General features: G+C 68.4%; 18 protein-coding genes. 15 read left to right on the forward strand and 3 right to left on the reverse strand.

Annotated features, from left to right (window positions below; all coding sequences use genetic code 11):
• The first annotated feature begins 108 nt into the window (after nt 1-108).
• Nucleotides 109-1299 carry a hypothetical protein gene (locus ACIQE0_RS34530; RefSeq protein ID WP_402339327.1) on the forward strand — a complete coding sequence of 397 codons (1191 nt, stop codon included), beginning with the start codon at nt 109-111 and terminating at the stop codon, nt 1297-1299.
• On the opposite strand, the gene ACIQE0_RS34535 is transcribed toward ACIQE0_RS34530, so the two are convergent.
• Nucleotides 1204-1713: an NUDIX hydrolase gene (locus ACIQE0_RS34535; protein WP_402339329.1), complete on the reverse strand. Its 510-nt coding sequence runs from the start codon at nt 1711-1713 to the stop codon at nt 1204-1206. The genes ACIQE0_RS34530 and ACIQE0_RS34535 overlap by 96 nt on opposite strands.
• Nucleotides 1714-1772: 59 nt before the next feature.
• On the opposite strand from ACIQE0_RS34535, the gene ACIQE0_RS34540 reads away from it, so the two are divergent.
• Entirely contained in the window at nt 1773-2021 is a 249-nt protein-coding gene (locus ACIQE0_RS34540; protein ID WP_402339331.1) for a hypothetical protein, read from the forward strand.
• Between the two features lie 183 nt (nt 2022-2204).
• On the opposite strand, the gene ACIQE0_RS34545 is transcribed toward ACIQE0_RS34540, so the two are convergent.
• Together ACIQE0_RS34545 and ACIQE0_RS34550 are read right to left on the reverse strand one after the other, a co-directional pair.
• Nucleotides 2205-2429 carry a hypothetical protein gene (locus ACIQE0_RS34545; protein ID WP_402339333.1) on the reverse strand — a complete coding sequence of 75 codons (225 nt, stop codon included), beginning with the start codon at nt 2427-2429 and terminating at the stop codon, nt 2205-2207.
• A 285-nt stretch (nt 2430-2714) separates the two neighbouring features.
• Nucleotides 2715-2915, reverse strand: coding sequence for a hypothetical protein (locus ACIQE0_RS34550; RefSeq protein ID WP_402339335.1), 201 nt, complete (start codon nt 2913-2915; stop codon nt 2715-2717).
• A 204-nt stretch (nt 2916-3119) separates the two neighbouring features.
• Here ACIQE0_RS34550 and ACIQE0_RS34555 point away from each other — a divergent pair, with 204 nt between their 5' ends.
• From ACIQE0_RS34555 to ACIQE0_RS34615, 13 genes are all read left to right on the forward strand, one after another.
• Nucleotides 3120-3968: a hypothetical protein gene (locus tag ACIQE0_RS34555; RefSeq protein ID WP_402339337.1), complete on the forward strand. Its 849-nt coding sequence runs from the start codon at nt 3120-3122 to the stop codon at nt 3966-3968.
• Between the two features lie 204 nt (nt 3969-4172).
• Nucleotides 4173-5075, forward strand: coding sequence for a DUF6919 domain-containing protein (locus ACIQE0_RS34560; protein ID WP_402339339.1), 903 nt, complete (start codon nt 4173-4175; stop codon nt 5073-5075).
• 90 nt (nt 5076-5165) lie between these two features.
• Nucleotides 5166-5948: a hypothetical protein gene (locus tag ACIQE0_RS34565; protein WP_402339341.1), complete on the forward strand. Its 783-nt coding sequence runs from the start codon at nt 5166-5168 to the stop codon at nt 5946-5948.
• Between the two features lie 479 nt (nt 5949-6427).
• Entirely contained in the window at nt 6428-7405 is a 978-nt protein-coding gene (locus ACIQE0_RS34570) for an AAA family ATPase (protein ID WP_402339344.1), read from the forward strand.
• Nucleotides 7406-7542: 137 nt separating this feature from the next.
• Nucleotides 7543-8019: a hypothetical protein gene (locus ACIQE0_RS34575; RefSeq protein ID WP_402339347.1), complete on the forward strand. Its 477-nt coding sequence runs from the start codon at nt 7543-7545 to the stop codon at nt 8017-8019.
• Nucleotides 8016-9314, forward strand: a complete 1299-nt coding sequence (locus ACIQE0_RS34580; protein ID WP_402339350.1) for a DNA cytosine methyltransferase — start codon at nt 8016-8018, stop codon at nt 9312-9314. The genes ACIQE0_RS34575 and ACIQE0_RS34580 overlap by 4 nt, the downstream gene beginning before the upstream one ends.
• 111 nt (nt 9315-9425) lie before the next feature.
• On the forward strand, nt 9426-9674 hold the full coding sequence (locus ACIQE0_RS34585) for a hypothetical protein (RefSeq protein ID WP_402339353.1): 249 nt from the start codon (nt 9426-9428) through the stop codon (nt 9672-9674).
• On the forward strand, nt 9671-9859 hold the full coding sequence (locus tag ACIQE0_RS34590) for a hypothetical protein (protein WP_402339356.1): 189 nt from the start codon (nt 9671-9673) through the stop codon (nt 9857-9859). Before ACIQE0_RS34585 ends, ACIQE0_RS34590 begins: the two co-directional genes overlap by 4 nt.
• Complete coding sequence (locus tag ACIQE0_RS34595; protein WP_402339359.1) at nt 9856-10353, forward strand: hypothetical protein; 498 nt, start codon at nt 9856-9858, stop codon at nt 10351-10353. Before ACIQE0_RS34590 ends, ACIQE0_RS34595 begins: the two co-directional genes overlap by 4 nt.
• 70 nt (nt 10354-10423) lie before the next feature.
• A complete protein-coding gene (locus tag ACIQE0_RS34600; RefSeq protein WP_402339362.1) occupies nt 10424-10717 on the forward strand; it encodes a helix-turn-helix domain-containing protein in 294 nt (97 codons plus the stop codon).
• Between the two features lie 218 nt (nt 10718-10935).
• Nucleotides 10936-11814, forward strand: a complete 879-nt coding sequence (locus tag ACIQE0_RS34605) for a hypothetical protein (protein ID WP_402339365.1) — start codon at nt 10936-10938, stop codon at nt 11812-11814.
• Between the two features lie 659 nt (nt 11815-12473).
• A complete protein-coding gene (locus ACIQE0_RS34610) occupies nt 12474-13697 on the forward strand; it encodes a ParA family protein (RefSeq protein WP_402339367.1) in 1224 nt (407 codons plus the stop codon).
• The gene (locus ACIQE0_RS34615; protein WP_402339370.1) at nt 13694-14755 is read left to right on the forward strand and encodes a ParB/RepB/Spo0J family partition protein; all 1062 of its coding nucleotides are present in this window, start codon (nt 13694-13696) and stop codon (nt 14753-14755) included. Before ACIQE0_RS34610 ends, ACIQE0_RS34615 begins: the two co-directional genes overlap by 4 nt.
• Nucleotides 14756-15285 lie beyond the last annotated feature (530 nt).

Genomic DNA, 15285 nt, shown 5'->3' on the forward strand with positions numbered 1-15285 from the left:
GCCCCGGAGGCACACAAGCCCTGCAAGCAGTGCGGCGCGGTCGAGCGACTGTTCCACTTCGGTCTCTGCCGGCGATGCGCCGCCGACCGCCAACTGCGGTTGCTGCTGATGCCGCCGGACGGCAAGCACCGTCCCGAGCTCAACAAGGTCGCCGATGCCCTGTTGAATCTCACCCCCCGCAGGACCCTGCTCTATCTGCGGGAATCCCCCACGGCCACCCGTCTGGTCACGGACCTGGCCGCCGGGACATGCGAGCTCACCCACGAGGCTCTGGACGCCCGCATGACCAGCCAGAAGGACATGGCAGTCCTGCCGGTCCGCGATGAGTACATGGTCCGGCTGGAGCGATGGATCGAGCACAAGACTGCGGCCATCGAAGATCCCGAAGACCGCCGCCTGATCATCGCTTACGCCCGCTGGGACCGCATCGCCCACATCCGTCGGCGGGCCCGCGGCAAGCCGATCTCCGCCAACACCAGCGACATCGCCCAGATGCAGATTGCCAAGGCCGTCACCTTCCTGGCCTGGATCAAGGACCAAGGGGAGACCCTGGCGACCTGCCGACAGCCCCTCGTCGACCTCTGGCTCACTTCGGAGAAAAACCAAGGCCCTTACGCGGCAAGGCCGTTCATCCGATGGGCGGTCCGCGGCAAGTTCGCCTCCGAGATCAGCATCCCGGCCCGGCCGCGGCGGATCTTCCACCGCCCGCTCGACGCCGACGAACGCTGGGCGACCGCCCGGCGGCTCTTGAACGACGACTCCATCGAGACCAGGGACCGCGTCGCCGGGCTGATGGTCCTGCTCTATGGCCAGTTCCCTGCGAGGACATGCCGCCTGACCACGGCGCACGTCATCCACGACGAGAACGGCGTCGCCCTCCGCCTCAACAGGACCCCGCTGAAGCTGCCACCGCCCCTCGACGGCCTGGTCCTCCAGCTCGTCGACATCGCCCACGACCACGAACGCACGGTGATGTTGAACGAGCCCAACGCACCCTGGCTCTTCCCCTCGGTGCAGATGCCCGGTCGGCCCGTGACCAGCAAGCAACTCGCCCGGCGTCTGCGCGACATCGGACTTCCCACCGAGGCCGGACGATGCGCGGCCCTGCTCGACCTCTGCACACAGATGCCCGCAGCCGAGGTGGCCCGTCGATCATCTGGGCCAGACGACAGCCGAGCGGGCCATAAAGACGTCGGGGGCGCCTCAGTGCTGGATCAGGCCGCCAACTGGGACAGGAGCGACGTGGCCGGTTGCCGGAACCGTCCGCGCCAGGGCGAGGCCGATGTCGACCAGCGATGATCGGCGGAGGCAAGCAACCTCGGGGATCGGAGTCCAAACCGACTCAACGGTTTCGCCGCTCGGCTCAGGCCGGAGCTGACCGCCAGTGATACGCACCTGATAGAAGATGCCGACGTTCTGGTGCTCGATTCCCGCACGCGCGACGGCTGCGGGGATCACCCTGGAGTCCACGCCCAGCAAACGCTCGACCACCGCGGAGCAGCCGGTCTCCTCAGCAACTTCCCGGATCACCGTGTCGAACGGATCCTCCGCGTGCTCGACCCTACCGCCCGGAAGAGTCCAGTTGTTCGACGCGTGATGGGCGAGCAGCACCCGCCCGTCCTCGATGCACACGGCGTAGGCCGCCAACCGGAAGCTTCCCCGCTTCAACTGATCTGGGACCGCTTCGGCTACACCGTCTCTCTCTTGGCTCATTGGATCATCTTGGCCCACTTCGACGCGGCACTCGCAACCGAAATAGCAGTCGCCTACACGTGGACGGCCACCGCTTCGAGAGCGCCCAGACGTCCTCCGAGGCTCTGAGGCAAGGGCTATTCCGCAGCCTCGAATATCCGAACTTACCGATAGTCCTGGAGAAGCTCGCCGACAAGACCGGCAAGACCAACTTCTACAAGCTGGCCGACTTCGGCATGAACGGCGCCTTCCACCTCGATAACTCCTGGCACCACATCTGGGAGACCGTCGCCGCGCTCATCGCCACGGCCAAGGCCACCACCCGGTGACCGGCCAGCGACGTACGCACATCGAACGCGTCCGCGCTGTGGCCCCACTGGCCCCGACGGCCAGGTCGTCCTGACAGACACCGTCGACAAGGCGGCCCGCCACTGAACCACGGCCGCTTCCACCGGAAACGGCAGTGCGCCGCACGGACGATCCGCGCGGCGCACTGAGTTGGCGCGAGAGCGTCAGGTGTTGGGGGATGCCGCACCGTCTCGCGCCTGGCCCGTGGTGATGTTGTGCGGGCCGAAGCGGTGGTAGATCTGCGCCCAGGTCATGGTGTTGTTGCCCCTGTACTGGTCCTGGGCGGACCAGCCATCCGCCATGCGGCGCCACGTGCGGCGACCGATGCGCACCGTTGTGCCGAGTGGTGGTTCGGCGAACTCCACGTCGAGGCCTCGCGCAGCGAGCATCCGCCGGTACCAAGGATCGCCCAGGTACGCGGAACAAGCAGGATCACTGGGATCGGCGTACTCGATCTTCCCGTTGCAGGCCGAGCACAGGACTCCGCGTACCGACCGACTCGGAAGTCGTGGTCGACGACCAGGTACCCGTGGCCCGTCTCGGCCCCAGCGCGGCGACAGAGCTGGCAGCGGTATCCGGCCTGGCGCATCAGCTCATCGAAGTCGGCGCAGCTGAGCCGGTATCGCGTATGACTGCACGGCCGGCCACTAGGGCGTTCGTGCTGGGGCATCAGGTCAGACTCCCTTGGGGCCCTTGCCGTCGCGGATCTTGGCGACGTACTCGCGGGTGAATCCGCTGTCGCGTGACAGGTCCGACGGGCCGACGCCCACGGCGAGGGCCTGCTTGATGGCGTCGAAAAAATGTGAACGGGCCTGGTCGTAGGCCGCTTTGGCCTCTCTGACGACCTCCCGGGCCTGGCTCTGCTGATCACTCATGACCTCAGACTCTCACAACGAAGTTCGCGAACAAAGTTGACATGGAGTCGGCGCGCGACCTAGCGTGAACATACTTCGCGAACAAAGTTCACGACGAGGGGTTCGTGCACACGTTGTCGTGCTCCCAGACCCCGACCTCCACAACCTGGCCGCGACCACGGCCAGGGAACTCGCCCGCTGCTAACACCGGAAGGACACCCACGCATGCGCCTCAAGATCACGAACACGTACGGCACCACACACAACGTCAGCAAGACCAACCCGGCCCACGTCACGAGCTGCGACTACTACCGGCTGCCCCTCGTCGGCACCATCGCCCCCGGCAACCCCGGCTACGAGGACATGGTCGAGATGCTGAAGGACAACGGCCACGACACCCGCCCCGAGGGGTACGGGCTGATCTTCCTGGAGTCCGAGGAGTTCAGCGCCACATACTTCGGGTCGATCGAGCAGATCGAGAAGTACAAGCGCGAGAACGTCGACGGCACGGCGACCTTCGACGCCCAGCAGGGCGTCGTGTACGCGAAGTGGCCCCACGGCAAAGGGTGGGACGAGTTCCTGCCCCGCGTGTTCTGGAACGTGAAGGCACGCGGCGCGATCGCGGACGGCGTCGGCCTCGTCACCGCCTTCCAGCACCCAGTGACCCCGAACGCCGAGGTCATCGTCTACGAGTTCGAGGGCGCGTGGACGCCCAGGACCGAACCGACGCAGATGGTCACCTACCACTGCACGGCCTGCCACCAGGACACCTTCCACGACAGCGGGCACGTGCACGAGAACACCGGGCCCGACCTTCGCAGGTGGGCTGCCCGACAAGCCCGGCAGCACATCATCAGCGCCGCGAAGCACGGCGTGAACCGTGACGGACACTCGCAGTGCCGTCCGAACGGCGGCGAGATGCTGCGCGTCGTGAACGCGCTCGCCCGCGACATGTGGGGCACCACCGGCAACACCCTTCCGGACACCGACGACGCGTACTGCGCCACCAAGGGCCCGTGCTCGATCATCCGCGAGCTGCGTGCTGGCGTCCGCCCGCCCGCCTACCGCACCTGACCGCGATCCGCCTCCGGGGCCCTTGGGCCCCGGCTGGCCGGACGGCCCGTCCCCGGCGGGGAGCTCTGCCGGTGGTGGGACCGCCCGTCGGTCGCGCCCTGCCCGCTGCGCGCCTCAGCCCCTCCGACATCGGCAACGGCTCTGATCAAACGGATTCGGGCACCACACAGAACGCACTCCACTTCCATTCTTACGAGGAGAAACATGCCGCACCTGCCCTGGATGAGCCGCACCGACCGCGCCCGCTGGAACACCGCCCGCACCCTGAACGACCTCGCGCAGCTCACTGCGGAATGGTGGGAAGGCACCGTGCGTAGCCTCCCCGGCCACCGCGCCAGCCACCGCCCCCACCCCACCCTCGCCGCGCACACCCCGGTCCTCGCCGCCGCCAACCGCGCCGGCTTCCTCATCCCGGCCGCGCAGGCCGGCGTCGTGCACGGGAAGGCGCGGAACAAGGCGGCGGTGTGGGGCTTCGCCACCGACCCGGCCCTCATCCGCCGCCTGGTCGACGCCGCCGAGAGGGCCGGACTGCAGATCGTCCTCAACGACCTGCTCGATGCCAACTACGGGTCCGGCGAAGGCATCACCGTCAGCACTCGCAACGGGCAGGCCGAGGGCGTCTTCGGAGAGGCCCTCGGCCTGCCGGAGATGCAGGCGATGTGGCGCGGCTTCCCGCAGGCTGTGGAGGCGGTCGTGCCTGCCCTGCAGATCACCTTTGCCGACCCGCAGTTCGGCGGCCCCAGCACCCTGCTGTGGGACACCCTCGCCAAGGCGATCGCCTCTCCGCCGGCATGCCGGCAGTGCGGCTGCACCGAGCGGGAGCTCTGCGGTGACGGCTGCTCCGGTGTGCGGGACCATGCCGACGGCCGATGCGCCGTCTGCATTGACCCCGATGTCCTCATCGACTGGTCGACCCAGCCCGACCCCGAGCCCCGCGAATGCGCGTTGTGCGGCGCCCCGTTCTACTCCGCCCGCAGGTACTGCACGACGGAGTGCGAGGACGCTGACGCCGACGAAGGCGAGGCCGACGACCAGGACGAGGTGTCCGCGGCGACCGCCGTACCGGCCGAGAAGCACGACGACCCCTGGGCCACCTACCCGGTCTGACGGCTCCCCGTGCCGCCTCAACCCTCATGCGGGGCTGGGGCGGCGCGGAGGACCGGACAGCCCGGCCCTGCCGACCTTGGAGGCCAGCCCATGAACAAGCTCCACTACATCGCGACCCGGCCCGACGGCACCGTCCCGCCCACCAGCGGCGACCTCGCCCGCTACTACAGCGCCCAGGGCGAGACCATCCCCACTGTCAACCTCGCCGACCACATCGGCCAGACCATCGACCACCCCAGCCCGGGGCGGAAGTGGTACACCGACAAGCCGTTCTCCTACTTCCACATGTACACCAAGCCCGGCGAGATCCTGGGGCGCCTCGAGGACGGCTGGCCGGTGAGGTTGTTCCTCGCCGACCCGCTCGGTGAAACCGGCAACTGGGGCTCGGACTTCGCCCCGTACTGGCTGATGTCCCACCAGATCCGCGTCGTGGAAGAGACCGAGGCCTGGCGGGCCTTCGGGCCTCGTGGAGAGAAGGTTCTTGAGGTCATCGCGCAGCTGCCCAACCTCACCCGCCAGTGGGCCGAAGAATGGGCCGCCAGTCCTGAGGGCACCCGCCGCAAGTACGACGCATGGGGCGAGCGCGTGACCGACACCCATGCACTGGGCTGGTGGGCGCACCACAAGGCGAAGCGCTCCCGGCGCATGGCCGGCCTCAACGCAGCCAAGGCCCTCGCCGGGAACGCCGCTGCGGAGGCCGCGACCGACGCCGGCGCCAACACCGACGCTGTTGCCGCGATCCGCCTGCGGGCCCGCTGCTTGGTCGCTGGTCAGCTCCTGCACGACCGGATCCGCTCGAGCGAGCATGAGCGGTCCATCCGCGGTCTGCTGCTTGGTTCCGGACTCGACACTCCGGCCTCCGCCGCTGCCTGACCACCCGCCGGCCCACACAACCACACCGCTCCCCCGGCCCCGGACGCACCCCGGCTGGCCCCTCATGAACCGGCCGCCGGCCACCTGGGAGCGCTGGGCCACCGGGGGCGGCCCGGAGCGCCAGCCGACCCACGACTGAACCACCAAGACCCGAAATGGCAGGCGGCGCCCTCGACGCACCGCAGCCCAAGGCCACCACCCGCAGATACGAGACAGGAGACCAGCCATGGAAAACGAGACGCCGCCCGAGGTGATGGAAGCGCTGCGCCTCGCGGCCGAGGAGCAGGAGCGGGCCACGAAGGAGCTGGCCGAGGAGACGGCCCGCCTCGCCCAAGAAGGCCAGTAACAACCGCGGGGGCGGCCGTCCACTGCCAGGCGCACGGCCGCCCCTTGCTGGCACTACCGCCAGCAGTAAGGCGACGGCATCAGGCACACCTGCTCATCGCTGCCTGCACCCTGAACGCGCAAGGAGACCCTGCATGACCATGCTGATCTACCCGGAGCTGCCGAACGGCCTGGTGGTCCTCATCGGCCCGGCCGGCGCCGGCAAATCCACGCTCGCGCGCACCTGGCCCGCTTCTCAGGTTTTGTCCCTGGATGCGCTGCGCGAGGCAGTGAGCGACGACGCGGGCGATCAGGAGGCGACTGCCGACGCGGTCGATGCCCTGCACATGCTCCTGGAGCGCCGGATGGCCCGGAAGTTGAACACGGTCATCGACGCAACGAACGTCAGCCGCGAGGCAAGGGAACCCTTGGTCGCCGCCGCCAAACGGCACGGCATGCCCGCCACCGCGGTCATGGTCGCTACCCCGGCCTCCGTATGCGTGGAGCGCCAGCGCCCGCGGCCGGCCAACCGGACCGTGCCCGACGGCACGGTCCGGGACCAGCACCAGGCGATGGTCCGCTCCCATGCGATCCTGGCGGCGGAAGGCTTCAACCAGATCGTCTTCGCGGACAGTCTCTACCAGCTGCTGCCATTCCTGAAGCGGCTGAGCGAGGCCCGAAACGCCGACCTCGGACTGGACGGCACCGACGGCCTGGGCGACCTGCTGCTCGTACGCCGGGTGTTCGGCCCGGAGATCCTGCCACTGTGGCGGTGGAAGCGCGGCTCGAGCGTCGCTGGCGGCGATCGCGTTGCGGAGATCCGCCTCGGGCAGATGCACCTCACCCTTGCCCTGCGCACCGACATCGACGGTGAGGGCGACTACGGGTTCGACGTGCTGGTGCCATGCCCGCATGACGACGAATGCACCGACTACGCCTGGGCCCCCGCCCACAGCGTCAGCTGCCTGTATCGGGCGCTGAGCGGTGACCTGCACAACGACGAGTCCATCGTCTGCAGCCTCCACGGCGGCGTCGACGACGTCGACCAGGAGACCGACGACCACGACCAGGACGCCGACCATGAGGGCCGCGCGGGCCTGGAGGCGCAGTACGCGGGCGTGGTCCGGGCGTGAACCGCGCCACCGACAGCTAGTACCCGCGCACCCCGGCCAGCAACAGCAAGGCGTCAGGCCGGGACAACCGCTCTCGTGTGGCTGCACGACGGCTGTCCCGGCCCTCCATCCCATCCATGAGAGACGGAGACACCAGTATGACCTCCACCGCTCCTCCCACCGACCCCGGCCAGTGGATCCGCGGCATCACCATCCGCCAGCCATGGGCGAGTTGCATCCTCGTCGGGAAGAACACGGAGAACCGCCCCAAGCGCTGGCCCTGGCGCGGCTGGCTCCTCATCCACGCCGGGATGAAGAAGCCGGACCGCGCAGCCCTGCGTGATCCGCTGGTCGCCACCACGATCCACGGACGCGAACTCCCCCTCGGGGCTGTCATCGGCGTCGCGCGCCTCATCGACTGCCACTCCGACCAGGGCCCCAGGCGGTGCACCAGCCCCTGGGCGCAGCGTGATGCTCACCACCTGGTCCTCACCGACGTCCAGGAACTCGCCCTGCCCGTACCTGCCACCGGCGCGCTGTCGGCCTGGAAGCCGAGCCAGGACCTCGTGGAGCAGGTCCTCCAGCAGTTGCCGCATCTGCGGCTGGCGGCACACACGACGGGATCTGAGCGATGAGGGCCTTCCAGCACGACGGTGAGCTCGACTTCACCGACCTGTTCTGCGGCCTGGGCGGCTCAGCCAGGGGCCTTATGGAAGCCGGGCTCCGCTTGCGCCTGGCCATGAACCACGATCGCGTGCAAGTCGAGGCCCACCGGGCGAACCACCCACACGCCGAACACCTCACCGAGGACATCAACGCGTTCGACAAGCGCTCCCTCCCCCACACCCGCATCCTGTGGGGCTCACCGATCTGCACCGAGATCGCCCCAGCCGGCGGACGCAAGCGGACCTACGGACAGACCTGCCTCATCGGCCCCGACGGCCAACGAGCCACACCAGACGAGCACGGCGGCCAACCGCAGTTCGAACGCACCCGAGCCACCGCCCTCGACATCATCGCCGCCACCGAAGTCCACCGGTACGACGCGGTCCTGTGCGAGAACGTCACCGAATTCGCCACCGACTGGGAGCTGTTCGACTGGTGGCTGTCCGGGATGAACATCCTCGGCTACAACCACCAGATCGTCTGCGCCAGCAGCGCACACCTCGGCGACGACGACAACCCGACCGCCCCGCAGCTACGCGACCGCATCTACGTCGTCTTCACCCGCAAGGGCATTCCCCTGCCCGACCTGGAGGTCCGGCCCGCCGCGCTCTGCCCGACCTGCGGCCCCGTCAACGCCCGTCAGGTCTGGCGCAACCCCCGCCGCCGAAAGATCGGCAAGTGGGGCGTCCAGTACGACTACCGCTGCCCCCAACGCCGGTGCGGCCACCTCATCCTCGACCCCACCACCCGGCCCATCGCCGACGTCATCGACTGGTCCCTGCCCGGCACACGCGTCGGCGAAGGCCGCCCGGACCGCAAGAAGTTCACCCCCTACGCCGCCTCCACCCGCGCCCGCATCGAGGCCGGCCTGACCAAGTACGGCACCGCACCGCACGTGACGATGCTGCGCCGCAACACCACAGCCGTCGCGCTCACCAACCCGGTCCCAGCGATCTCAGCACAAGGCCGACACCACGCCCTGATCGTCCCCAACGGCCGCAAGGGCGCCGTCCGTACAACCGCCGAACCCGTCACCACGGTGGCCTGCAAACCCCACCACAGCCTCGTCAGACCCGCCCCGACCGTGGACGACTGCACGCTGCGCATGCTCAACCCGCGCGAACTCGCCCAAGCCCAACGCTTCCCCGCCGACTACATCCTCCCCGCTGCCAGCCAGGAGCAGCAGATCCTCGGCATCGGCAACGCCGTCAGCGTCAACGCCGCCCACTGGCTCGGCACCCGCATCAAAGCCGCCCTCGCCTGACCCGCACCACCCCATCTCGGCACCACCGTCAACAGCCGCGTGGCCGCCCGCCGCACACCGGCAGGCGGCCCGCGAACCGGCCCGGAACTGCCCGAGCAAGGAGACCCAACGATGCCCGTCTCCCACCTCCACGCCGCACCCCTCCGCACCGCAGCCGCCGCCATGCGCGCCATCGGCACCCGCCAGCCCCACGACCACCTGTGCGCCTGCTGCTCCGTCACCTGGAACGGCACCGAACGCGACTGCTGGGCCTGCGGACTGCCCGCCACCGCCCACTACACCCACCCCGGCGCCGCCCTCCAACGGCTGCTCATCTCCGCCACCCACCACCACACGCTGACCCGACGGCAAGTCCGATGAGCAGCACCGCGGCTCCGGCCGACGCCGACGACCGCCTCGCCCGCACCCTCACCGAGGACATCCCCACCGGCCAGCTCTTCCGCCGCCCCCGACCCCAACCGCTCACGCCCGAACAGCAGCGCCGCAACTATCAGCTGCTGAAGGACAGCGTCTCCCGCTCCCACAGGAAGGCAGCCCGACCGTGACGACGCACGACACCATTCCCATGGCCCTCGACGGCTACCTCGACGACGAGCCGATCCCCGGCCCCCGCGACACCGCCCGGTTCCGCCTGATCTCCTCCCCCACCGACGACCTCAGCCAGGAAACCGTCCTGGCCTGCACCACCGGCGACCCCCGCATCGTCGACGCCCTCTTCGCCGAACTCCGCCCCGGCGACCTCCTCCGCGTTCGCGGCACCCTGACCCTCCCCACCCACGCTGCCGGCATCGTCCAACTCTGCGTCGACGCCCTCGAACTCCTCCAACCGATCCCCCTTGCGGAACTCGCCTACGGCCCCGACGACCAGGCCCCGCAGCTTCTCTGCGACCGACTCGGCCCGTACACCGCCGTCCGACGCACCGACACATCAGCCGTGCAGCTGTGGGCCCCGAACGGCACCTGGATCGGCACCGCCACCAACCCCACCCAAATCGCTCCCCTGATCGCCCAGTGGGAGACCACCTTCGGCACGCCCTGACGTCCGCAGCCGGCACCGGTGTTGGGCGGCCGCACATCGCGAGCTGCCCAACACCGTCCAGGAGGCAGAAATGATCACCGCAAGCCGCATCCGGCCCGACCTGCCCTACTACAGCCTGGCCACCCACACACCCCACACCCTCGATGCCGCACGAGACATCGACCTCATCGCCGTCGAGCGCACCCTCAATGACGACGCACCAGAAACCCTCACACCTCTCGAACGATGGGAGGCCGCACGACTGCTGACCGCCCGCGGAGTAGGGCCAGCGGAGACCGCGCGCCGAACCGGCGTCAGCCGCACACAGGTGGACTCCTGGAAACGCCGCGGCTGGCGCCCGCCAAACCAGCCGTCGTCTGACTGAGGCTCAACCACCAACCCGCAGTCCGCACCACTACCGCACCTTCGACGGCACTGCAGCACATCCCGCCGTGAGAGAACTTCGGGTTGCCGCTCCCACGTGGCGGCTACGCCACCAGGCCGCCACACCCAAGTCCACCCAGAGCCTCCGGCAGCCGCCCTGCCGCAACCATCCTTGGCCACTCCCCCGCAGACACCCACTCCTCAAGGAGACCGATCAGCATGACCGCGTTCACTGACGCCAATCCCGGCCAGACCTTCACGCTGACCGGGAGCGTGGAGGAAGGCTTCGACACGCTGCACGGCGTCCCGACCACCACGCTAGGAGAAAACGCCGACCACCTGATGGCGCTGGGCCACCTCACCGACCGCGCCGTCCTCGCCGTCACCAACGCCTACCACCGACGCGTGTGGGGCCAACGCATCCTGCCCTGCAGCCAACTCGCCGACCTGACCCGCCTCGGCACCAAGCGCATCGGCATCAAGGTGACCAAGGAAAGCGATGACTACGCCTGGCACTTCGACTACGCCGACCGCGACGACCCCACTGCCCAGGCCGCCACCATCATCGACATCGAATGGCTGTGCCATGAGGACATTGCGGTGCAGTCCGAATGCCCGACCTGCAACCGATCCAGCCGGTCGACTAACCACACCACTGGCCCCGGCCGCACCGGATGGGGGCACTACCACCACTGCCGCTACTGCGACCACAAATGGCCGACCGCCCCCGCCCGCCTCCCCAACCTGACCAAACACCGCCGCCGGGAGCTGCCCCGGCCCGACGGCTGCTTCGCCTGCTTCTGCGTGCCGGAGTACTCCTGCACCGCCCGCTGCACGATCCAGTACAACCCGCTGATCGGCCAGCGACTGTGTGCCACCTGCCGTAACCAACTCCCGGACGACGTCTGGAGGCAGTTAGCCGCCGTCGCCTACGGCACCGCCACCACCTTCGACGACCTGGACGACCAACGCGACCGGTGGCTCTACAGCGAGGCCCTGCGCGGCATCCCGCCCACCCAGGCCACCCAGACCTGGCAGCACCGCCTCACCCTCACCGCCCTGCGCGCCGACCTGCCTCCACAGTCGACTTCGGTCTGATCTCTCCAACACACCCGGCCAGCCCCGGGCGCGGTGCCGTTTGACGGTCACCGCGCCCGGGCTCGCACTGCCCCGAGCCCTGGAGGCCCCGTGTGCGATGTGTTCATCGAATCCCTTGGCGCCTGCTGGCAGGACTCGCCGCGCCTCGCGACCGCGCTGCCGTCCTCGGCATCAACTTCACGAACCAGCTGATCGAATATCGGCGTCACGGCTCGGAGGCTACGTGCAGCTCCGCCCCTGGTAGTTGCTCCACAGGAGCCCCTGCTGCGATGACGGCTCGGCGTTTTACGCGATTGCGGATGGCGAGAGCGGCGAGGCCAAGTAGGACGGGTTCGCCAGCACCACACCGCTGCTGATCATCGTCCTGATAGCACGCGGTGGGCCGCTGCTGTGCGGAACGTCGCTCGCGCGCCGACTGGCAAGGAGCACTCGACCCAGCTCCTCGACGTCCTCGCCCCCCCGCGCCGAATCCCGCGTTGCCGTTTCCACCGGGCCGGACAACTCGCAGTGTGTGCCTGCTGGATGGTGCGTCAGGAGGCAAGGAGCAGTGGCGGACGCCCGGGTGATTACGGCGTAATCACCTATCTCTCACAGCACTTCAAGGAGACACTAACGCCCTGATGCTAGAAATGATCTACTGCGTTAGTAAGGTTCCTTCTATGACGAGCAGTCCGCAAGGCGACCGCGAGAAGGTCGTCTCCAAACTCCCCGCCGCCCTCTGGCAGGACTTCAAGGTCCGCGCCGCACAGCGCGGCATCGCCCTCCAAGACGCTGTCGCCGAAGGCATCACCGCCTGGCGCAGCCTTGGCTCCAACCTCTCCCCCATCGATACCGCCGGCGCGGAGCCCTTCTCCACCTGGCTACCGGAAGGCCTCTGGGAAGCCTTCCGCACCGACGCCGCCGCACGCGGCGTCTCCGGAATCCAAGGCCTGGCACAGTCCGTACAGCTGTGGCTGGACTCCAACCCGGCTCCGGCCATCGAGCGCCCGACCATCCCGAAGCGGAAGATCATCTGCAACCAGAAGGGAGGCGTCGGGAAGACCGCCATGGCAGCCGGCCTGGCTCAGGCCTATGCCGAGGACCCCCAAGCAATCTTCCCCGTCCGCGCCTCCAAGCAGATGACCGAGGACGGCAAGGAGCCGACCCTTGAGCAGCGTCCAGGCCACGGACTGCGCGTGCTCCTGGTCGACTTCGACCCGCAGGGCCACCTCACCAAGCAACTCGGGCACGAGCCGCTCGACATGAAGGGCGACACGCTCTCCAAGCACATGGCCGCCGACAAGGACCGCGGAGACATCCGCGACCTCATCGTCACCGTCAACGGCGACCAGTTCGGCGGACGGTTGGACCTTCTGCCCGCTAGCCAGGACGCCTTCCTCCTGGACGTCAAGCTCTCCAGCGTCCGCGTCCGCGAAGCCGCCCTGGAACGAGCCCTCGCCCCCGTCGAAGGCAATTACGACGTCATCATCGTCGACTGCCCGCCCAGCCTCGGCCTGAGCATGGACGCCGCCGTCTACTACGGCCGCCGCCGCGACGGCGAACAGCCTGGGCAATCCGGCATCGGCATCGTCGTCCAAGCCGAAGACAGCAGCGCAGACGCCTACGGCCTACTCGTCTCCCAAATCGAGGACATGCGCGCCGACATGACCATCGAACTCGACTACCTCGGCCTCATCGTCAACCTCTACGACGCCCGCCGCGGCTACATCGCCACCAGCTCCCTCGACGAGTGGAAAGCCATAAGGGACCCCCGCGTCGTGGCCGTGATCCCCGACCGACGCGAACAGCGCGAAGCCGTCCGCACCAAAACACCGCTGCTCGCCTACGCCTCCAACAGCGAACAGGCCGCCAACATCCGCGCGCTCGCCCGGGAGATCGCATGAGTAGCAAGGCCAGGAGACTCGGCCCCTCCGCCTCCTTCAGCCATGCCGCCCCCGCCGTCAGCGCTCGCCGCGCCGCCATCGCCGAGGCGACTGAGGCCCCCACAAGTGCGCCGGCACCGAAGGCAGCACGACTCCCCCTGAACCTGATCAGCGAGAACCCCGACAACCCGCGCGAGACAGTCGGCGATGTCTCCGACCTCGCCCAGTCGATTCTCGAGGTCGGGCTGGTCAATGCCATCAGCCTCGTCACCGTCGACGCCTACCTCGCCGAGCGGCCCGGTCAAGCCAGCAGGCTGAAGGACGGGGCCCAGTACGTCGTCGTCGATGGGCATCGACGATTCGCGGCTGCTGGCGAGGCAGGCCTGACGGAGATCAAGTACACCGTTGACGATGCCTTCGCTACCTCGGACGACAAGCTGCTGGAAGCAGCCTTCGTAGCCAACGTGCATCGCGAGAACATGACCGAGCTCGAAGAAGCCACCACGCTAGAAAAGCTCGTCAAGTTCTACGGCTCGCAGCGCAAGGCCGCCCAGCGGCTCGGCATAAGCCAAGGGTTCATCTCACAGCGGATCTCCCTCCTCCACCTCGACCCGGCCCTCCAGGCCGACCTCGAAGCCGGCGACCGGAAGGTCGAACACGTCCGAGGACTAAGCAAGCTGCCTCCGCAACAACAGCGAGCTGAGGCGGACAAACGCGCCGCGGAGGCACCGAAGAAGACACGTCAACGGAAGAGCGAAGCGGCCACCGCTGCTCCACAGCAGCAGCCCTCAGGTGATTACGGCGTAATCACCCCTCAGGACCCGACGCCTGAGCACACCTCAAGTGATAACGCCGTAATCACCTCACCGCGCACATCCGAGCAAGGCCACCACAACGCGGAGCCGAGCAACGACCGCGGAACGCGGCCTGCAACGCCGGTCACACCGGCAGGTGAGGAAACATCGCCTGACCTGCCGTGGCAGGACGTCGACGCCATGGCGGCCCTGATCCTGCGTCATATGGGCACGGAGCAGGTTCAGCAGCTCTCACAGAAGCTGCGGACCGTACAACCGGGCTAACTTCCCCGGTTGTCAGGCGGCCCCGCGACCCTGCCACTAGTGGGGGAGCGGGGCCGACGTATGACAGCCCCCTCCTACGAGGATCGCCCTACGGGCGATAACGGCGTAATCACCCCCGACCGCCGAGCCCGCTGACTCCGCGGCGGGACGGATGGGCCCGCCTCGACCGTTCGTTAGGCAGAACCGCTGCTGCCGTTGCTACCGAGGCCCAACCTTCTCGACACGACCATGGACCAGAGCAGTGGGGTTGGCTGAGGCGTCTACGGGGTCGCTGACCGATCCCTGCATCGGCTGTACATCCCATCCGGCACGTGGCGGTCCAGGCCGGGCGATAGCACGAGGACTGTAGGTTCTCGTTTGGTCTGTCGTGCGCCCGTCGCTCGACCTGGGCTGATGTCCCGGTGTCTCAGCGGTTTGTCAGCGGTCCTGCCTCGTCGATCTGTCGAAATCCTCAGGCTCAAGGGGGCCTTGGAGCGCGTACGACAGAACGCTGGGACGCGCCACCTGCGGTTTCTCGGTACGGTCGACAG

Origin of the sequence: Streptomyces sp. NPDC093097 (assembly GCF_044754325.1) — a bacterium.
Taxonomy (GTDB): domain Bacteria; phylum Actinomycetota; class Actinomycetes; order Streptomycetales; family Streptomycetaceae; genus Streptomyces.